Below are 17,344 nucleotides of genomic sequence, written 5' to 3' on the forward strand. Positions count from 1 at the left end.
AATCACCAATACAGGAAGGAGGTCAGATACCGTTGAGAAATGATGAACGCCTGCGGACGATATATGAAGTCATGGCTCCTTATATTGTCCGAAATGAACACAACTGGCGGGATTATCTGGCATTTGCATCGCAGTTCCATAAGCACAGTTTTGACAACATACTTCTTGTGTACGCACAGGACGAGGATGTTTCGATTCTGGCAACACGAAAGCAATGGGCAGCCATAGGCAGAAATTTGATTCCCCGTGCAAAGGGCGTTGCTGTTTGTGTCTATCGGAATGCCAAACTCACCCTTGACTATCTCTTTGATGTAAGCCAGACTACTGGCAAAGAGATTCATCCTACGGACTGGCAGCTTTCCGATGAAATGAAAGAGGCCCTGACCGAGCGCCTGTCGTATGCACACGGTTTCCCCAAGCAGGGCTTTTCCCAAGCACTGTATGCGATGGCCAGCGAATCTGTCGCAGACAATTACAACCACTTTTTGCAGGAACTCAAGCAGGAAACCAAAGGCCATTTGTTCACCGAGATCCCGGCCGGTGGTTTTGAAGCCCAATACATCCAGCTTCTGACCGACAGCATTTCTTATTTCATCGGCAAAAAGTGTCACCTGCCGGATGAAGAAATCCAGTTGAGTGATGGCATGGCGACGGTCAGCCATTTCAATACACTCCCGTTGGTTGCTCATCTTGGTACGGCAGTAACCGCCCTTTCCAAAGGCATCCTGTTAGAAGTGGAACGGAACATCAAGATCATCAATCGTGAAAGGATGGCACAACATGAACAAACCGAATATCAATCTGAAATACAGCGAGCAGGACGGGATGATGCTGCCCGATCTGCAAATCTCCAACAGCAGCGAAGCAGATCAGCCTCTGGGCAGGTACGGCCGGATGGCCCTGGAATACCTCAGAGAGAATCACCCGGAGCGATTTACGACTTTGAAAATGGATGGCAGTCTGATGGAGATCATGCACCGGGTACAGGACGAGGCGACCGAGAAGATCGAAGCCCTGACCCAGCAAATGCTCCAGCAGGAGCCGATCCCGCAGACCGAGGACATCATGGAGCGGACGCGCCACCTGAACAGTCTGAAACTGATGGCGGAGGAAACCGTACTCCAGAGCGTAGTCCTGATTCCCCGCTGACCGAAGAACATCCAAATACAGAAGTGGCGCCAAGCGCCGCACCTGTGGGAGAGCCGTCTGAAAAGGACGGCTCTTTTTCTGTTCCTGCGGAACAACCGACACGCCATTTTACCGATGCAGAAGTCCGGCGCAATTATGAGTACATCCTGACCAGCACCAACCTATACCCCTCAGAACTGCACAGCGCGGTTCGCAGCGTATTGTCAGAACCGCCGCTTAATCCAGACTGGTCAGACAAAGGGCGGCAGATTGCGGCTCTCTTTACTCCCTATGGCGACCGTGAATATCAAGGCGATCTTCTCTATCGTACCCGGCTACATGGTGAGGATGGCATTTCGTTTTTCTTTGATGAAGGCTATACCTACATTCCCTGGAACGGACTGGCGTTTTTACTGGACGCCATGATCGAGGACGGCGACTATCCCAATCCTGTCGTAGAGGAGCAGCCTGATCCCATCGGGGATTATAACATCCCTGATGAAGTTGATGAAATGGGCGGTCCTCACCGGCAAATGACCATCGGAGAAGCGGATTTCGATTATGTCCTGGATTCTGTTGCCTATGAAGCCGGAGAAACCGTAGTGGAACCGGTCAAGCCACCGGCGATTGTTCAAATGGAAAACGACACACCAGCAGCCGGTGACGAGCCTGCATCCGTTCCTGACGAGAATCCCCATGCTATTGTGGAGGCCCCCGAAACAGCTCTCCCCACAGATACAGCGGAGCAGCCTGCACCGCCGCCCGTCAAGGGAAACACGACGGCGCACAAGAATTTCCGCCGCTTTCAAGAGTTGTTCCCGGAGATTGTGTCCGGTCAATATGAGTATCTGCGGCTGGAGGCCGGAGAAGCCTACTACCCTCTGGTCATTCACCATAAATACGGTTCCCATTACTGCATGGAGCATTACTATATGCAGAACGGCGACCGGATGTATGACCCCTATATGGATTTCCAAATCGACAAAGAGGCCGGAACACTTCGGGCTTTCAGCTATGAGAACAGCGGCATTGGTGTCTATAACGAGGCTGATCCCGACGACCCCGCACATGAAAAGAAAATCAATGGATTCAACAAATTCTTTGCCACTTGGCTGAACAACATCCGCAGCCAGGGCTATGAGCCGGTGCGGGCCTCTATGATGGTCAATGATGAAGAAGTCGATGTGGATTTGCGTCCGGCTGCCGAAGCTGTTCCGGTCGTGGAAGAAGAACAGCCGGAGCAGCTCTCGCTTCTGTCCCTGGAAAAGAGTACGGAAGATCTGCTTGTTGAGCGTGTCATGCAGAAAGGTCCCCTTACCGCAGGGAAAAAGGAACAAATCTACGAGTTTGCCCAGACCCACCCCACCGGATCGGAATTTACTGCTTTCCTAAAAAAGCTATATGGCTATGAAGGGTTCTCCGGTGATGAAATGGGCGTGAAATACGCCATGTTCAATAGTGAAGGTGTCACTATCGAATGGCAGGATAAGCAGGGCGAAACACAGGAAACGAAACTGTCCTGGGCGCGGGCTGCCGGTGTCGTGCAACGCCTGGTGGATGAAGGCCGCTATCTGGAAACCCCTGTTGTCAGCCAGACGGAGCAGCAGGATGAAGTGCAGCCTTTCAGTGACCAATACCGTCTGTTAGACCGTCTGTGTGCTGACTGCGAGTATTTTCTGGGGGCGGGACAGCGGGCAGAAAAGCATTTGTGGGCAGGCAGCGTGGATGCACAGATTGAGAAAATGCGGGAACTGTATGCCCAACTGCCGGAAAAACCTGATTGGATTTCCCTGGATGTAATCAACGCCTACGCCCGCCGCATGGCAGCCCCGGAGCCGGTAGAAAATACTGCGGAAGCCTCGCCGGAGGAAACGCAGATTTTGGACGAAGCCCTGGACGCCCATCATGGGCAGATTGATATGCTGATGCAGGCGGTCCGAGGTGAGCTGACGGTTGGAACCATCCGGTACAGTATTTTTGAGGGGCGGCCCCATATCAGCATGATTGAAGTCCTGGAGGACTACCGCCGTCAAGGTATCGCAACCCAGATGCTCCGCTATCTGCAAGGGCAATATCCCAATGAGGAAATTGTATGGGGGTATTTAACCGAGGATGGTTCGGCCCTGTACCAAGCTGTGGTGGATGAGCAGCCCAATCCCGACTATCTCCGGGTACAAAATGACCTTGAAGATATTACGCGGGAATTTGACGCTTATGTACGACGCCTGGATGGTGGGGCTATTCTCTCCCCCCAAGAAGCTGCCGACATGGACGATCTGGAGGACACGCAATACCGGCTGGAAAAAGAGTTGGAAGAACTGCGCCCCATTCGCGCCTTTGTACGAATGGGCGATGGTACAGCAGCAGAGGCGCCCGCTGTTATGGGTGAAGCCACTCGCACTGATCTGGCGCCCCTTCGTGAGCCGCCTGCGGCGCCGCAGGTCGCCGCACACAACTTCCGCTTTTCCGAGGACTATGACCTGTATCCAAGTGGGGCAAAGACCAAATATAAAAACAATGTCATGGCGATCAAGCTGCTCAAGCAGATTGAGCTGGAAAAGCGGACAGCGACACCAGAAGAACAAATCATCCTTGCCCGTTATGTCGGATGGGGTGGGCTTGCCAACGCTTTCTCCAGTACGGCCTCTGGTTGGGAGAACGAATATCAGGAGTTGAAGTCCCTGCTGACTGATGTGGAATACAAGGCGGCCATGAACTCCACCATCACAGCCTACTACACCGAGCCTGATCTGATCCGGCACATTTACCGCGCTCTGGAACGGTTTGGCTTTGAAGGTGGTCCCGACAGAAAAATCCTGGACCCCGGTATGGGAACCGGCAACTTCTATTCTGTGCTGCCGGAGCAGTTTCAAGAGAGCAAGCTGTTTGGCGTTGAGTTGGATTCCATCACTGCCAGAATCGCAAAGCAGCTTTATCCTGATGCGGATATTTCCATCATGGGATACGAAGCCACCAAATTTGAGGACAACAGCTTTGATGTGATTCTGGGCAATATCCCGTTCAACTCCGTGAAAATCTATGATCGGCGCTACAATGACCTGAACCCGTACATCCATGACTATTTTTTCATTAAGTCCCTGGACCTTGCGAAACCGGGCGGTATCATTGCCTTTATCACCAGCAAAGGAATTATGGATCGCAAGGACGAGAGCCTTCGAGAATATATCGCGCGGCGGGCAGAGTTCATCGGTGCTATTCGCCTACCCAACACAGCGTTCAAGGCTTTGGCGGGAACCGATGTAACAGCGGATGTTGTTTTCTTGAAAAAGAGAGCGCATCCCATAGAACTTGATCGCACGAATCTTCCGTCCTGGATTGAAACTGACCTGGACCGCAGTAAATGGATCGCCTATAACCGCTATTTCAAGGACAATCCCGAAATGCTCATGGGCGAGATGGTGAGCAGCCGGAATATGTACGGCAACGAAGATGGGACAGCCTGTGTTGCCCCGGAAGATTTTGACCTGAACCAGCATCTTACCCAAGCGGTTGATTCCCTGTATGCCCGTTTCACCGCAGAGCCGGATGAAGAAATCGAGGCGGACGAACCGGAAGAAAGCAATGCAGAGTATGAGGACGCCCCGGCCGGAACCAAAAACTTCACCTATGTTGTGCGGAACGGCGAGATCTTTTTCTGTGAAAAAGATAAGCTGATCCCACAGCCTTACACCGGCATGAAGGCCGAAAGAATCAAGGGGCTGTGTGAGATTCGTACTGCGCTGCTGGAGGTTATCAACATCCAGTCCCATGAGTATGACCCGCTTGATCTTCAGAAAGCGCAGGACACACTTAATCAGGTATATGACCGCTTCGTTGCAAAGTATGGAGCCATCAATACCAAAGGAAACATCCTCGCTTTTTCTGATGATGACCAATTCCCCCTGCTGCGCTCTATCGAGGATGAGCGGAAAGACAAGACCGGCTGGGATAAATCAGCGATCTTCACCAAAGCCACCATCCGTCCCTTCCGTCAGGTCAATCATGCAGATACCGCAGAGGACGCCCTTCAAATCTGCCTGAATCACAAGCTGCGGGTGGATCTGCCCTATATGTCCTTCCTGACGGGAAAAGAACCGGAAGAATTGGTGCGTGAACTGGATACTCGCATCTATCTCAATCCCCAAAAATACTACGGCAACCCGCTGGAGGGATGGGAACTCGCAGAAGAATATCTCAGTGGTCATGTGAGGGATAAGCTGCTCTATGCACGTCAGAAGGCGGCGGAAGAACCGGAACTCTTTGCCCGGAATGTCGAGGCTCTGGAGGAAGTACAGCCAGAGCCGCTGACTCCTGCCGACATTGAAGTGAATATGGGCGCCATCTGGGTTCCCATTGAGTATTATCGCCAATTCATGTATGAAACCTTCCAGACCAGCGGATATGAAAAGGTCATCGAGGGCGGCGACAACCGGCACCGCATTGACATCGAGTATTTCTCCTATACCACGACCTGGCGTGTCACCAATAAAAGCGCAGAACCGGATTCCGTAATGGTCAACCAGACTTTTGGAACCAAGCGGAAAAATGCTTATGAGATTTTTGAGGATTGCCTTAATATGCAGTCCACGACTGTCCGTGACCGGCAGGAATACATCAATGAAAAGGGCAACAAGTCGGTTAAATATGTAATCAACGCACAGGAAACCATGATTGCCCGTGCCAAACAGCAGCAGATTCAGGAGGCGTTTGCGTCTTGGGTTTGGAAAGAACCGGAGCGCCGGGATACGCTTCTGCGAATCTACAATGACACTTTTAACACGGTTCGTCCCCGTGAGTTTGACGGGAGCCATCTGGTATTCCCCGGCATGAACACGGAGATGAAGCTGCGGAAGCATCAGCTTGATTTTGCTGCCCGTGTCATCTATACCGGGACGGGGCTTGCTGCACATGAGGTAGGCGCCGGAAAGACCGCTGCTTTAATTGCCGCCGGGATGTACCTCAAAAACCTGGGAGCGATCCACAAGGCGGTGTTTGTAGTTCCCAATCCCCTGGTAGGCCAGTGGGCAACAGAGTTCTACCGCTTTTTCCCCAACGCAAATCTTTTGGTATCCACCGCAGAGGATTTTACCCCTAAAAACCGCAACCGCTACATTTCCAAGATCGCCACCGGAGAATATGATGCGGTGATTCTGGCGCACAGTCAATTTGAGAAAATCCCAATCTCCACAGAGCGGCAGATCGCTATGCTGGAACGGCAGATCAACGATATTGAAAATGCAATCCATGAGATCAAGAGCGAAAACGGCGAGAATTGGTCTGTCAAGCAGATGGTCATTTTCCACAAAAATCTGGATGAGCGGCTGAAAAAGCTGTCTGCCGAGGAAAAGAAAGACGATCTGCTGACCTTTGAGCAGCTCGGTGTAGATATGATGATGGTGGACGAGGCGCACTTTTTCAAAAACTGCTTTGTCTTTACAAAACTGCGAAATGTGGCTGGTATTACAACCTCAAGCAGTCAACGCGCCTTTGATATGCTGCTCAAATGTCAGTATTTGCAGGAAACAAATCAGGGGCGCGGCGTAGTATTTGCGACTGGAACGCCAATCAGCAACTCGATTTCCGAACTGTTCGTCATGCAGCGGTATTTGCAGCCGCAGGAGTTGGAACGCTTTGGCTGGTCCTACTTCGACACCTGGATCGCTCATTTTGCCAAACGAACCTCTGTGCTGGAATTGAAGCCGGAGGGCGGCGGCTATCGGATGCGTGATCGCTTCGTCCGCTTCTACAATCTCCCTGAACTGATGGCTGTCTTTCGTGAGGTCGCTGACATCAAAACAGCGGATATGTTGGATATTCCCGGACTCCCGGCTGTTCGCACTGGTAAAGCGGAGATTGTTTCGGTGGAAGCCACACCCGCACAGCAGGCGATCATGGCCGATTTTATTCTGCGGGCGGAAGCAATCCGAACCGGCCGAGTGAAGCCGGAAGAAGATAATATGCTGAAGCTGACCGGTGAGGCCCGCCTGATGGCGATTGACCCGCGCCTGATTCGACCGGATGCGGATGGTACAGGAAGTAAGTTGAGTGTCTGCATTGAGGATGTTTATCAGGTTTGGAAGGACACCGCCGCCTCTGCTTCCACGCAGCTTGTCTTTTGTGATGTTGGCACTCCCAAAGCCGGGAAATTCAATGTATATGATGAAATAAGAAATGTGCTGCTGGCAAAGGGTGTGCCGGAATCGGAGATTGCCTTTGTTCACGACGCCACTTCTGAAGCACAGCGGCAGGAGCTGTTTGAGCGTACCCGCCAAGGAAAAGTCCGTATCTTAATCGGCAGCACCAGCAAACTGGGAACCGGCGTGAATGTTCAGAATAAGGTAATCTCCATTGACCATCTGGACTGTCCGTGGAAGCCCTCTGACATTACACAGCGAAATGGACGTGGGGTACGGCAGGGCAACGAAAACCCTGAAATTATGATAAAGCAATTCGTGGCCAAAGGAACATTTGATGCGTATCTCTGGCAGATTCAGGAGCAGAAATTGCGCTATATCACGCAGATTCTCACCGGAAAACACATTGCCCGCTCTTGTGAGGATGTGGATGAAACCGTCCTGTCTGCCGCACAGTTCAAGGCGGCCGCTACCGACAATCCGATGGTCGCACAGAAGATGGAATTGGAAAACCGGGTCACGGAATTGAAAATTCTGCGGGGTGCGTGGAGTAACGAGCAGCTTTCTTTGGAGCGCAAAATCAGCACTATTTATCCTGGGCAGATAAAGCGGTATGAAAAAGAAATCGACCAGATCGGTGAGGATATTAAACTGCTGAACCAATCGGCCGGCAGCGACTTTTCGATTGTCCTGGATGGCAAACGCTATACAGAACGGTCAGAGGCCGGAGAAGCCTTCGGGCTGCTCTATCGCATGATAAAGGAAGGCGCAAAGGACGATTCGGAAGAATTTGAGATTGGTGCTTATCGCAGTTTCCCGTTGTATCTGTCGGTTGGGTATGTTTCACGATTGGTTTTGAGATATAACCACCACTACACAACGGAGGTTGGAACTTCCGCTTTAGGTGCTATCACCCGCATTGAACACCTTGCCGAACGGATTCCCGGCTATCTTAAAGAGGCCCAGCGTGAGTTAGAGGAAGTACAAAAACAACTGGCGGTTGCCCAACAACAGGTTGGACAGCCGTTTATTTATGAGGATGAGTTGTCGGAAAAGGTTGCCCAACTCACAGAAATCAATACCAAGTTGGAGTTTGAGTCATTACAGGAAAGCGAGGTGATTTTGGATGAAAACGGACAACGATCTGATGGCGAGGAAGATTGGGATTCTGAAAGAGTTCCTTCCTGCGCTTCTGCCGAAGTATAAGATCATGCTGCTGGAGGCATTCAGCCCCCATGATCTTCTCACGGCGTATATCAAAAACACACTGTCGGGCTACCCCCGTCTGGAAGATCAGAACCTGGACGACCTGACGGTGGAACTGCTGTACCCCACTGACGAGGCGGCGGAACACTGTATCAAAGAGTTCCTTGCTCTGCGCCTGGACGATGACAACGAGCATGAGCTGGAGCAGTGATGTGAGGTGGTGATATATGGGCGAGAAACATTCGGCTGTCGGCTATCTCTTTCGAGAAGGTGCTTTTTTGCCAGCCCAAGAAACAAAGCCGGTCCGCAATGAGTTTGGCCTGGACCTGTTTCAGCATAGAGGCTCCGTTTATGAAGGAAAAACCGGGCTGCAATTCTGTTCTCTCCAGCAGGCGGAGGACTTGGCCGGTTTCGTTGAGAAGCATGGCGGTATTGAAAAAGTCCAAAAGCTGATTGCAGACAGTTTGGAGCGCACCGGTCTTTCTCCCCGCTATACCCGACCGGATGAAAAGAAAAAGGACATCTTTCCGCCAAAGGAAAAAGACGAGAACCGGGTTTTTGCCAAAGACCTGATGGGCAACAAGCACTACTACTACCGCTTCTACAACGAAAATGGCATTGAACTCTACACAATGGAGAAGAAACGGGAGTTCTTCCAAACGGTTTATATTCCATGTGACGGGTTTATGGTGGGCATTGACCAGCGGCACCGACTTGAAGAAGTTCTGAAATGGCTGCCCACGCTGGAGCATGGCATCCGGGGTGAGATCGAGAGGGTTTTCAATCAGAGTATGGAAGCCCCGGACCGGTGGGCTGATCTGGGATTTGCAAATCTGCTTGGACGGTATGAGGAAGCAAAAGCCCACAATGCCCCCATTGCTGCGGAACGGCAGCGGCAAGCTGATGAAAGGCGGGCGCAGCAAGAAGTCCGTGAACAACAGTTGGCACAAGAACGACAGGCCCGTTACGATTCCGCCATTCGTGAGGCCGAAGGAGATATTATGGCGGGAAAGGAGGTGATAAACCGGGAGATCAACGGTAAATCTCTCATTATGCAGCTCTTTCGTGAGCATGAAATTCCTGTTCCTCTCAAAACACAGGGCTGGATCATCAATTCGCTTCACAGCATCCGGTATGAACCCCAAAACGGAGAATGGCACTATCGTTACTTCAAAGGCAGCCGGAACAGCACCAAAATGTTTGATCTGCTTTCCCAACTGTCCGCTGCGATTCAGACCCGACAGCAGTTTGAAGAACATGGGGCGTCCCCGCCGGACAGCCCTGTATTGGACTGTGAGGAAGAACAGGATATGGAACTGTAAATCTGTTTTTTGAAAGGAGCCAATATGAAAAAAGCAATTTTGAGCGTATCCGCTGCCGCCGCCATGATTGGCGGCCTTTTCTATTTTGGCTGGTATCGCAACCGCCACGGCGCCAACTAAGCGAATCGACCTGTCTGGAAGGAGGTGAAACGATATGCCGATGACAGCGACAATGGCACCCTACACTCTTTTCATCCTGGATGATGATACCCCTATGAACCCTCGTGAGGATCACGACTGCCTGGGAAAAATGGTCTGCTGGCATAGCAGATACAACCTGGGCGAGAAGCACGATTATGATGAGCCAAGCGATTTCCTGCGGAGCCTGCTGTTTTCTGAATACTCCAGCGGCCATGACCGGAACAATCCGGTTTTTGCATTTCTCAAATCTGGCAGGGCCAAAGATGCCCGATTGGAATACAACCGCTCCACGCGGGAGTGGGAATTGCAGGAGAATCAGCACTGGAGTTCAGACAGCGATTGGTATGTGTCCTCCAGCTATGCGGCCTCGTTGAAAGATGAAGTCCCGGACTGGTTTTTGGATGATTGCCTTTCTGCCCTCACCACCGGCGAACTGTTTTCGCTGGTGGAACAAATGGATGGCATGGTGATTCTTCCGCTTTACCTGTACGATCACAGCGGGATCACCATGAACACCTGCGGCTTTTCTTGCCCGTGGGATTCCGGTCAGGTTGGCTGGATCTACGCAGATAAAGCGATGATCGAGCAGGAACACGGGAAAATCACCCCTGAAATATTGGAGAAGGTTCGTCAAACCCTGGAAGCCGAAGTCAAGGAGTACGATTACTACCTGACCAACCAGTGCTATGGATTCCAGCTTTTCAAGGAAGATGTGGAGGTGGATAGCTGCTGGGGATTCCTGGGGGAAATCCGGGATGTTCAGGATGCTATAAAGGAGTATCTGCCGGAGGACTGCAACCCGGCAATCGTTGAATCGCTCCAATTTCAGTATGAGGAACCGGACATCGACGAGTATTTGGAGCGATTGCAGGAAGAAACGGAGGGATTAGACTGTGAGCCTGGATAACACAGTGAATGTTTTCATCCTGTATGGCTGCACCTTGAGCAAGGAGCGAAGTTCCATGCGAATCGTGGCCGCCACTACGGATGAAGAAATGCTGCATACCATCATCGGCGCCCAAATTCTCGGCGGCACAATGGACTACCGGGGCTTCAGCAATATGAAGGGCTTTGAACAGTTCCGGGCGGCCTGCCGTGCCGGTGATGTTCAGTATAGCAATCTGGACTATGGCTTTGTGGAGCAGACGGAAAATCTGATGCTCCCGGACTGTGCAAAGGAGCCGCAGTTTGAGAAAGCATATCGGCTGCTGAACCTGTCCGACCATGAGTTCAATGCCATCCGCAATGGTTCTCTGGAGAGCCTGGGCGAAGATCGCACCCGTTTGATTCTGGATAAGGCGCTGTCATGGGCGGCACAGAACTATGCCGGATGGGACTTATACCGCCATTTGAGAGATGAACTCGGCATGAGCAACGAGGAAATCGGAAAAGCCGGATTTGACCTGGATGAGTTCTATGAGATCGACGCGGCGGACTCTGCGGAGTATGAAGTGGAGGCTGACTATGGCGAAGAACTTTAATTCTTCTGCTCTGCCGGAACATTGCTATGCAGTTCTTCCCGGTTCCGGGCAGCTCATAGAGGTCAGGCGCGGCGAAAAGGGCTACTATCCCTGTGCCTACTCCACCGGCGACCGTGAGTATAACAAGGTTCTGGCAAATCAGTTCAATACCCATGAGGGCATTTCAAAGGCACAGGCAGCGGCTATGCTGGCCGGGTCCATGTTTGGCTGGAATGTTCCTGCCGCCGATCCCGCCTGTTATGATGCAGAGGGCATCCCGATCCAACCGGGAGAAAAGAAAGCGCCCACCAGATCGCCGGAATATCAGTACGAGCAGGCAAAGCTCATCCGGCAGAACTACCAGCCCGGAACCAAGGTTGTGCTGGATGAAAAGATGGAAGATCCCTACCGTGAAATGCCTGCGGGACTGACCGGCATCGTAGATTCCGTTGACGATCTGGGGCAAATTCATTGCCATTGGGAGAATGGTTCTTCGCTGGCGCTTATTCCGGGCGTTGACCATTTTCATCAGGATATGACTCAGGAGCCTGTAATTGAGAGCAGCGAAGAACAGGAGCCTGATTTGGAATTGTGAGGTGATGTGATATGAGCAGAAGCGCCGCTGCGTATCAGAAATTTACCGAGGATGAGATTAGGAAGGCAAACAGCGTGGATATTCTGTCCCTGGCCCGTGGCTATGGATATGAGCCGGAAAAGGCAGGCCGCAAAGCTGTCCACATGAAGCACAGCGGCGGGCTTTACATCTTCCCCGAAAACAATCGCTTTTTCCAATGGACGGGCCCCGATGATGGTGTCAAAGGCGGCACCATTGATTTTGTCATGCGGGAGGAAAACCTGTCTTTCCCCGAAGCGGTGGGCAAGCTGATCGGCAAGGAGTTCTCTCCATCCGTAAGGCAAGTGATTCCCTATGAGAAAAAAGAACGGGAGCCGCTGGTGCTGCCCGAAAAGGCAGACAACATGAAGCGGGCCTATTGGTATCTGGTTTCTGTCCGGGGTATCAGCCCTAAAATCGTAAGCCACTTTATGAATCGAAAGATGGTCTATCAGGAAAAAAAGTATGGCAACTGCGTGTTTGTGGGCTACGATGCTGAAGGAACAGCCCGGTACTGTTCTATGCGGGCGGCCAGAGAAAACAGTTCCTTCAAAATGGATGCTACCGGCTCAGATAAGAGCTACCCTTTTTTTCACGAGGGCCAAACCGATCTGCTGATTGTCACCGAGGCACCCATCGACCTGATGAGCCATGCTTCTATTGCCGCTGATTTCTACGGGCACGACTGGACACAAGATCACCGTATCTCTACCGGCTGCCTTTGGAATGGAGCCATTGACCGCTATCTGGAAAGCCATCCGCAGATCAAGCGGCTGGTGTTTGCGGTGGACAATGACTATCTGGCCCGTGACAAGAATGGGCAACTGCGAAATTGGGGGCAGCTTACAGCGGCAAAATGGATGAAGGCATACACCGAAAAGGGATATGCCTGCGCGGTTCATGTGCCGCATTTGAACGACTTTAACACCGACCTGGTGGAAATGCGGAAGGGGCGTTCTGTGGAGGATTTAGACCGTCAGCGTATGGCGGAGCTGGAAACCGCATTTGAACAGAGCGCCGAGGAAGAACCGGAACAAGGTATGGAGGTGTAAAATTGGCAAAAATCAAAACCTTTGAATTGGATCGCTGGAGTGAGCCGGATGAAAAGCGGCGTGTCCGGCACATCGGCATGGCCGACGCAAAAGAAACCTTTGACAGACTGCAAACGCACCTGGAACTGAAAGGTCTGCTCCCGGATGAGTATTTCCTGTTCTCCGATGAACTGACGGGCGAGCTGCCTGAATTTGACCAGGCGCTCTGTATTCCCAATTTTGGTGCCAGTGAAGGTATCTATCTGGACATTTCTCTGGCCTGCCGCGATAAGGACGGCAAACGCTGTTTTCAAAACTTTGCCACCGGCAAGACATTGGGAGAAACTGCGGACGACTATTACAGGATGTTCCGCATCGCTGCTGAATGTTCCCTGATGCTCAATGGCCGTGGAAATACCTATGAACAGAAAAAAGTGGACATCGTTCTGACCGAGCAAGAAGCAGAGGCCGTGGGAACTGTGGTGGATATGGAACTCTGCGGCCACCATCCGCCGGAGGCCGAGGCCATTTTGAACTCTGCGCTGGAGAAGATCGACCGGATCGCCTTTGCAAAAGTCCAGACTATCACCTGTCATGGGAAAGACGATTACTCTTTCTGGTCTGCGGAGATTCCCAAAGATATGCTGCACTCCATCCTGCACGAAGCCTGCGAACGGGTTGGAACCCTGGATGAACTGATGGGCGCAATGAACCCGAAGGACGGGTATGAAATGCGGCTGTTCATTCAGACACCGGGACGGCAGTTTGCGTTCTACCGTATCCCTGAACGGCTCTCCAATCTGGAGGACTACGCCAATGAGGGCTGCTCTGTCCGAGGAACAAAGGACGAAATCATGGCGGAGATTTTTACCGAGTGGGCGCCCGCCCAAGAAGATCTGGAAGATGACTTTGAGCTGTGACAGCCCGCACTTTTCTTTTCATCTGTACCTGCCCGCCCCCCCTGCGGGGGCGCCCCGCAACCGGAATCCGCAGGCCACGCCCTGCGGTTCTCGGTTAAGGCAGGAATAGCCGTCATACCTGACGGCGGGCTGACAGCTTGAAAGCAGTGCTTTCAACGGGTTTGCGGGTTTTTGAATCGGTATGACTTTCAAGTTCCGGTGTGATTTTTGTCACACCTCTCTTTTCAGCCATTCTACCCGCCGATTCTAACCATTCTAACGCCGAGAATGTGAGAAGTATTGGTTGGGGCCTGTTGTCTGGCACTCACTCATTTGAAAGGAGGATTGATTTGAAGGAATCGCCCATTAAAACAGAGCGCAAGACGCTCCATCTGCCGGAAGATACAGTTCGGGCGCTCAATAAACTGGCAGCCAAGAATGGGACGGACTTTTCCAAAGAAGTGCGCAGGGCGATTGACGAATATCTGGATTTGGAAACCACCGCCGAAAATATTGACATGATAAACGGGGTCATCCGGCAGGAACTCAGCGGGCAGCTCAAAGCCCTGGGAAACCGATTGGCCGGACTGATAAATCGCCTGACGATCATATCGGCTGCGGGCTATTATGCCAACATTGCCATTATTGCAGACCTCATTGACCAAGATCGCTATTCGTCTTTTGAAAAAATTGAGTCGGCGGCCCGAAAGCGGGCATTAGCATTTGCCAATCAGAAAAACGCGGATGCGCTGCGTACTTTCATGGATGACGAGGAAATGCAGAAAGCCATCCATGCCGTACAAGGAGGTTCCCGTGTCGATTCTGATTTATAAGCAGCGCCACCGGCACCCTAACTATAAGAAAACTCCAAAAGGCAACTATGCCCATATCGGCTACATTGCAACTCGTCCCGGTGCCGTGAAGAATGAGGGGATGCGCCACGGACTGTTTGGCAAGCTGGAGCCGGGGGCGGTCAAAGAGTTTGACACCTGGCAGGAAGCCGCCCGCCTGGTTCGGGAGCTTTCCTATCGTCGGGTCAATATGTATCGTGGTATTATCTCTTTTTCACCTGAAACGGCTGCTGAATTGGGACTGTCCGATCATAAAGCGTGGGAGGACTATATTGACCGCCACATTTTGACTCTGGCAAAGTTCAATGGAATCCGGGTGCAGGATTTGCAATGGGTGGCCGCCCACCATAACGAAAAAGGCCATCCCCACATCCATGTGGTGTTCTGGAATAAAAATCAGCGAACAATGATCCCTTTTGTGCATCCAAGCATCCCGGATAAAATCCGTAAGCAGCTCATTCGAGATACCTTTGCCGAGCGTATCAAAGAGTATTGCGAGGCCAAACAGCGGGCAAAGGAACACCTGTCGGCCATCACAGACGAAATGATTGACGAGTTTGAGAAGTACATGGAGCATCTTCACCCGCAGGAATATCGCCGCCTGCGTGAAGCGTTTGGGCGTATCACGGATGATGAGCTGGGGACTTCCCCTTTGGATAGCGTTGTTGGTGCAATGAAGATTGCCCCCTTTATCTCACGCCTGTTTGCGTTGAAGGAGAAAATGCCGAAAAAGGGGCGGCTGTATTACAAATTGCTTCCAGAGGATGTGAAGGCCGAATTGGATGCCTTTGTTGCCTTCTTAAAGGAAAACAACGAGTACATCCGCAATTTGGTACAGGACTACGCAGAGAGCAAGACCCGTCTTGCCATGCTCTATGACACCGACCCGGCGCACATCAAAGAACAGCAGGAAAAGGCTGTGGCGGAGGCCGATAAGCTGATTGCCAATAAAATTCTTGACGTGATCCGCACCATGCTGTGCAAAGACCGTGAGGTCCAGTCTTTTGAATATACAGAGGCCCGCAAAGCCTACTTCACCGAACAGATGATTTGCGAGATTCTGATTGCTTTGGAGCAGACTGCCATGAGCCTTGATATGGAATATGATGACCGGCAAAAGGCGATGAGTACAGATTTGTCAAAGGCAGCCCGAAAAGAGTGGTATCTGCGGCACAAAGATAAAGGTATGGAGCCATAGTGACCCGCAATCAAATATATTGTCGAAAAGTTTTGCGGTTATAAACCGCAAAAAAATTGACCACCTGCTTGTTTTGCGGTATAATAATTACAAATGGAGGTGGTCACAATGATTGATAGACCGTTATATGTGGATAAGATCATGGCCTATGTAGATACTCCCTTTGTAAAAATCCTTACAGGAGTGCGCCGCTGCGGAAAATCTACCATATTGAAAATGATTATGGAAAGGCTGAAAACGGAACGAAACATTCCAGAAGATCGCATTATAAGCTGTCGTTTTGATTCTATGGAATATGAGGATATGACGGCAAAGCAGATCTACACACTCTTGAAAGAAAAACTCTCCCCTGCGGGCAAGACCTATTTGTTTTTGGACGAGGTTCAAGAAATCAAGGGATGGGAAAAGATTGTTAATTCGCTGGCGTCCGATTTTGATGTTGACTTGTATATTACAGGCTCCAACTCCAGAATGATGTCCTCTGAAATAGCGACCTATCTTACTGGCAGATATGTTTCCTTCCGCATTTTCACCCTGTCTTTTGGCGAATATCTGATGTTCAAAAGCAAATTCGCCAATGTTGGGGAGCCGAAAACAGAACTTGCCAATTATGTCCGCTTGGGCGGGTTCCCAGCAACTCATTTACAGGCGTATTCTCAGGATGAAATCTATACGATTGTCCGGGATATATACAACTCCACAATTTTTTCGGATATTGTAAAACGAAATCAAGTTCGGAAGATCGACCAGTTGGAGCGTGTTGTAAAGTACACATTCAGCAATGTCGGTAACACCTTTTCCGCAAAGTCGATTGCGGATTACCTGAAATCAGAACGGCGATCCCTTGATAACGAAACCGTTTATAGCTATTTGGATAAGCTGGAAAAGGCGTATCTGCTTCACCGTTGTTCGAGATATGATTTACAGGGTAAGGAAATCCTGAAAACGCAGGAAAAATTCTATCTGGCTGATGTTGCCTTGCGGTACAGTGTTCTCGGCTATAACGCGGACAGCGTTGCTTCCAGTTTGGAAAATATCGTGTACTTGGAACTTTGCCGACGGGGATATACAGTCTATGTGGGGAAAACCAGTGATGGTGAGATTGATTTTGTAGCAGTCAGACAAAACGAAAAAATTTATGTTCAGGTTACGCAGGAAATCAACTCAGAAAAGACAGAAAAGCGAGAATATAACCGCCTGCTTGAAATACCCGACAATTATCCCAAATTTGTTCTCACAACAGACGAATTTGCCGGTGGGAACTATGAGGGAATCAAGACAATGCACATAGCGGATTTTCTGCTTAGTGTGGAGTATTGACATCTGAAAAAATTGATATTGCCATACAGAAAAGCAGTCCT

Annotated in this window: 11 protein-coding genes; all 11 read left to right on the forward strand. The window is 50.9% G+C overall.

Features of this window, described 5'->3' with window-relative positions:
• Positions 1-32: 32 nt before the first annotated feature.
• The 11 genes from B5G03_RS01305 to B5G03_RS01355 all read left to right on the forward strand — a co-directional run bounded on the left by B5G03_RS01305 (position 33) and on the right by B5G03_RS01355 (position 17,303).
• Positions 33-8,468 (forward strand): GNAT family N-acetyltransferase, encoded by an 8,436-nt coding sequence (locus B5G03_RS01305; protein ID WP_481808399.1) that lies wholly within the window; start codon positions 33-35, stop codon positions 8,466-8,468.
• 4 nt (positions 8,469-8,472) lie between these two features.
• Entirely contained in the window at positions 8,473-8,679 is a 207-nt protein-coding gene (locus B5G03_RS01310; RefSeq protein WP_087180008.1) for a hypothetical protein, read from the forward strand.
• A 16-nt stretch (positions 8,680-8,695) separates the two neighbouring features.
• Complete coding sequence (locus B5G03_RS01315) at positions 8,696-9,790, forward strand: hypothetical protein (RefSeq protein ID WP_087180009.1); 1,095 nt, start codon at positions 8,696-8,698, stop codon at positions 9,788-9,790.
• Positions 9,791-9,944: 154 nt separating this feature from the next.
• A complete protein-coding gene (locus B5G03_RS01320) occupies positions 9,945-10,838 on the forward strand; it encodes a hypothetical protein (protein ID WP_087180010.1) in 894 nt (297 codons plus the stop codon).
• Positions 10,825-11,412 (forward strand): hypothetical protein, encoded by a 588-nt coding sequence (locus tag B5G03_RS01325; protein ID WP_242962244.1) that lies wholly within the window; start codon positions 10,825-10,827, stop codon positions 11,410-11,412. The genes B5G03_RS01320 and B5G03_RS01325 overlap by 14 nt, the downstream gene beginning before the upstream one ends.
• Positions 11,396-11,986 (forward strand): DUF4314 domain-containing protein, encoded by a 591-nt coding sequence (locus B5G03_RS17750; RefSeq protein WP_242962245.1) that lies wholly within the window; start codon positions 11,396-11,398, stop codon positions 11,984-11,986. Before B5G03_RS01325 ends, B5G03_RS17750 begins: the two co-directional genes overlap by 17 nt.
• Before the next feature lie 74 nt (positions 11,987-12,060).
• Entirely contained in the window at positions 12,061-13,056 is a 996-nt protein-coding gene (locus B5G03_RS01335) for a DUF3991 domain-containing protein (RefSeq protein WP_242962246.1), read from the forward strand.
• A gap of 2 nt (positions 13,057-13,058) precedes the next feature.
• On the forward strand, positions 13,059-13,955 hold the full coding sequence (locus tag B5G03_RS01340; RefSeq protein WP_087180012.1) for a hypothetical protein: 897 nt from the start codon (positions 13,059-13,061) through the stop codon (positions 13,953-13,955).
• 329 nt (positions 13,956-14,284) lie between these two features.
• The gene (locus B5G03_RS01345) at positions 14,285-14,767 is read left to right on the forward strand and encodes a ribbon-helix-helix domain-containing protein (RefSeq protein WP_006354114.1); all 483 of its coding nucleotides are present in this window, start codon (positions 14,285-14,287) and stop codon (positions 14,765-14,767) included.
• A complete protein-coding gene (gene mobP3 / locus B5G03_RS01350; RefSeq protein WP_242962247.1) occupies positions 14,748-15,983 on the forward strand; it encodes a MobP3 family relaxase in 1,236 nt (411 codons plus the stop codon). Before B5G03_RS01345 ends, mobP3 begins: the two co-directional genes overlap by 20 nt.
• A gap of 108 nt (positions 15,984-16,091) precedes the next feature.
• Positions 16,092-17,303: an ATP-binding protein gene (locus tag B5G03_RS01355; protein WP_087180014.1), complete on the forward strand. Its 1,212-nt coding sequence runs from the start codon at positions 16,092-16,094 to the stop codon at positions 17,301-17,303.
• The last annotated feature ends 41 nt before the right edge of the window (positions 17,304-17,344 follow it).

Origin of the sequence: Gemmiger sp. An50, from assembly GCF_002161595.1 — a bacterium.
Lineage (GTDB): Bacteria > Bacillota > Clostridia > Oscillospirales > Ruminococcaceae > Allofournierella.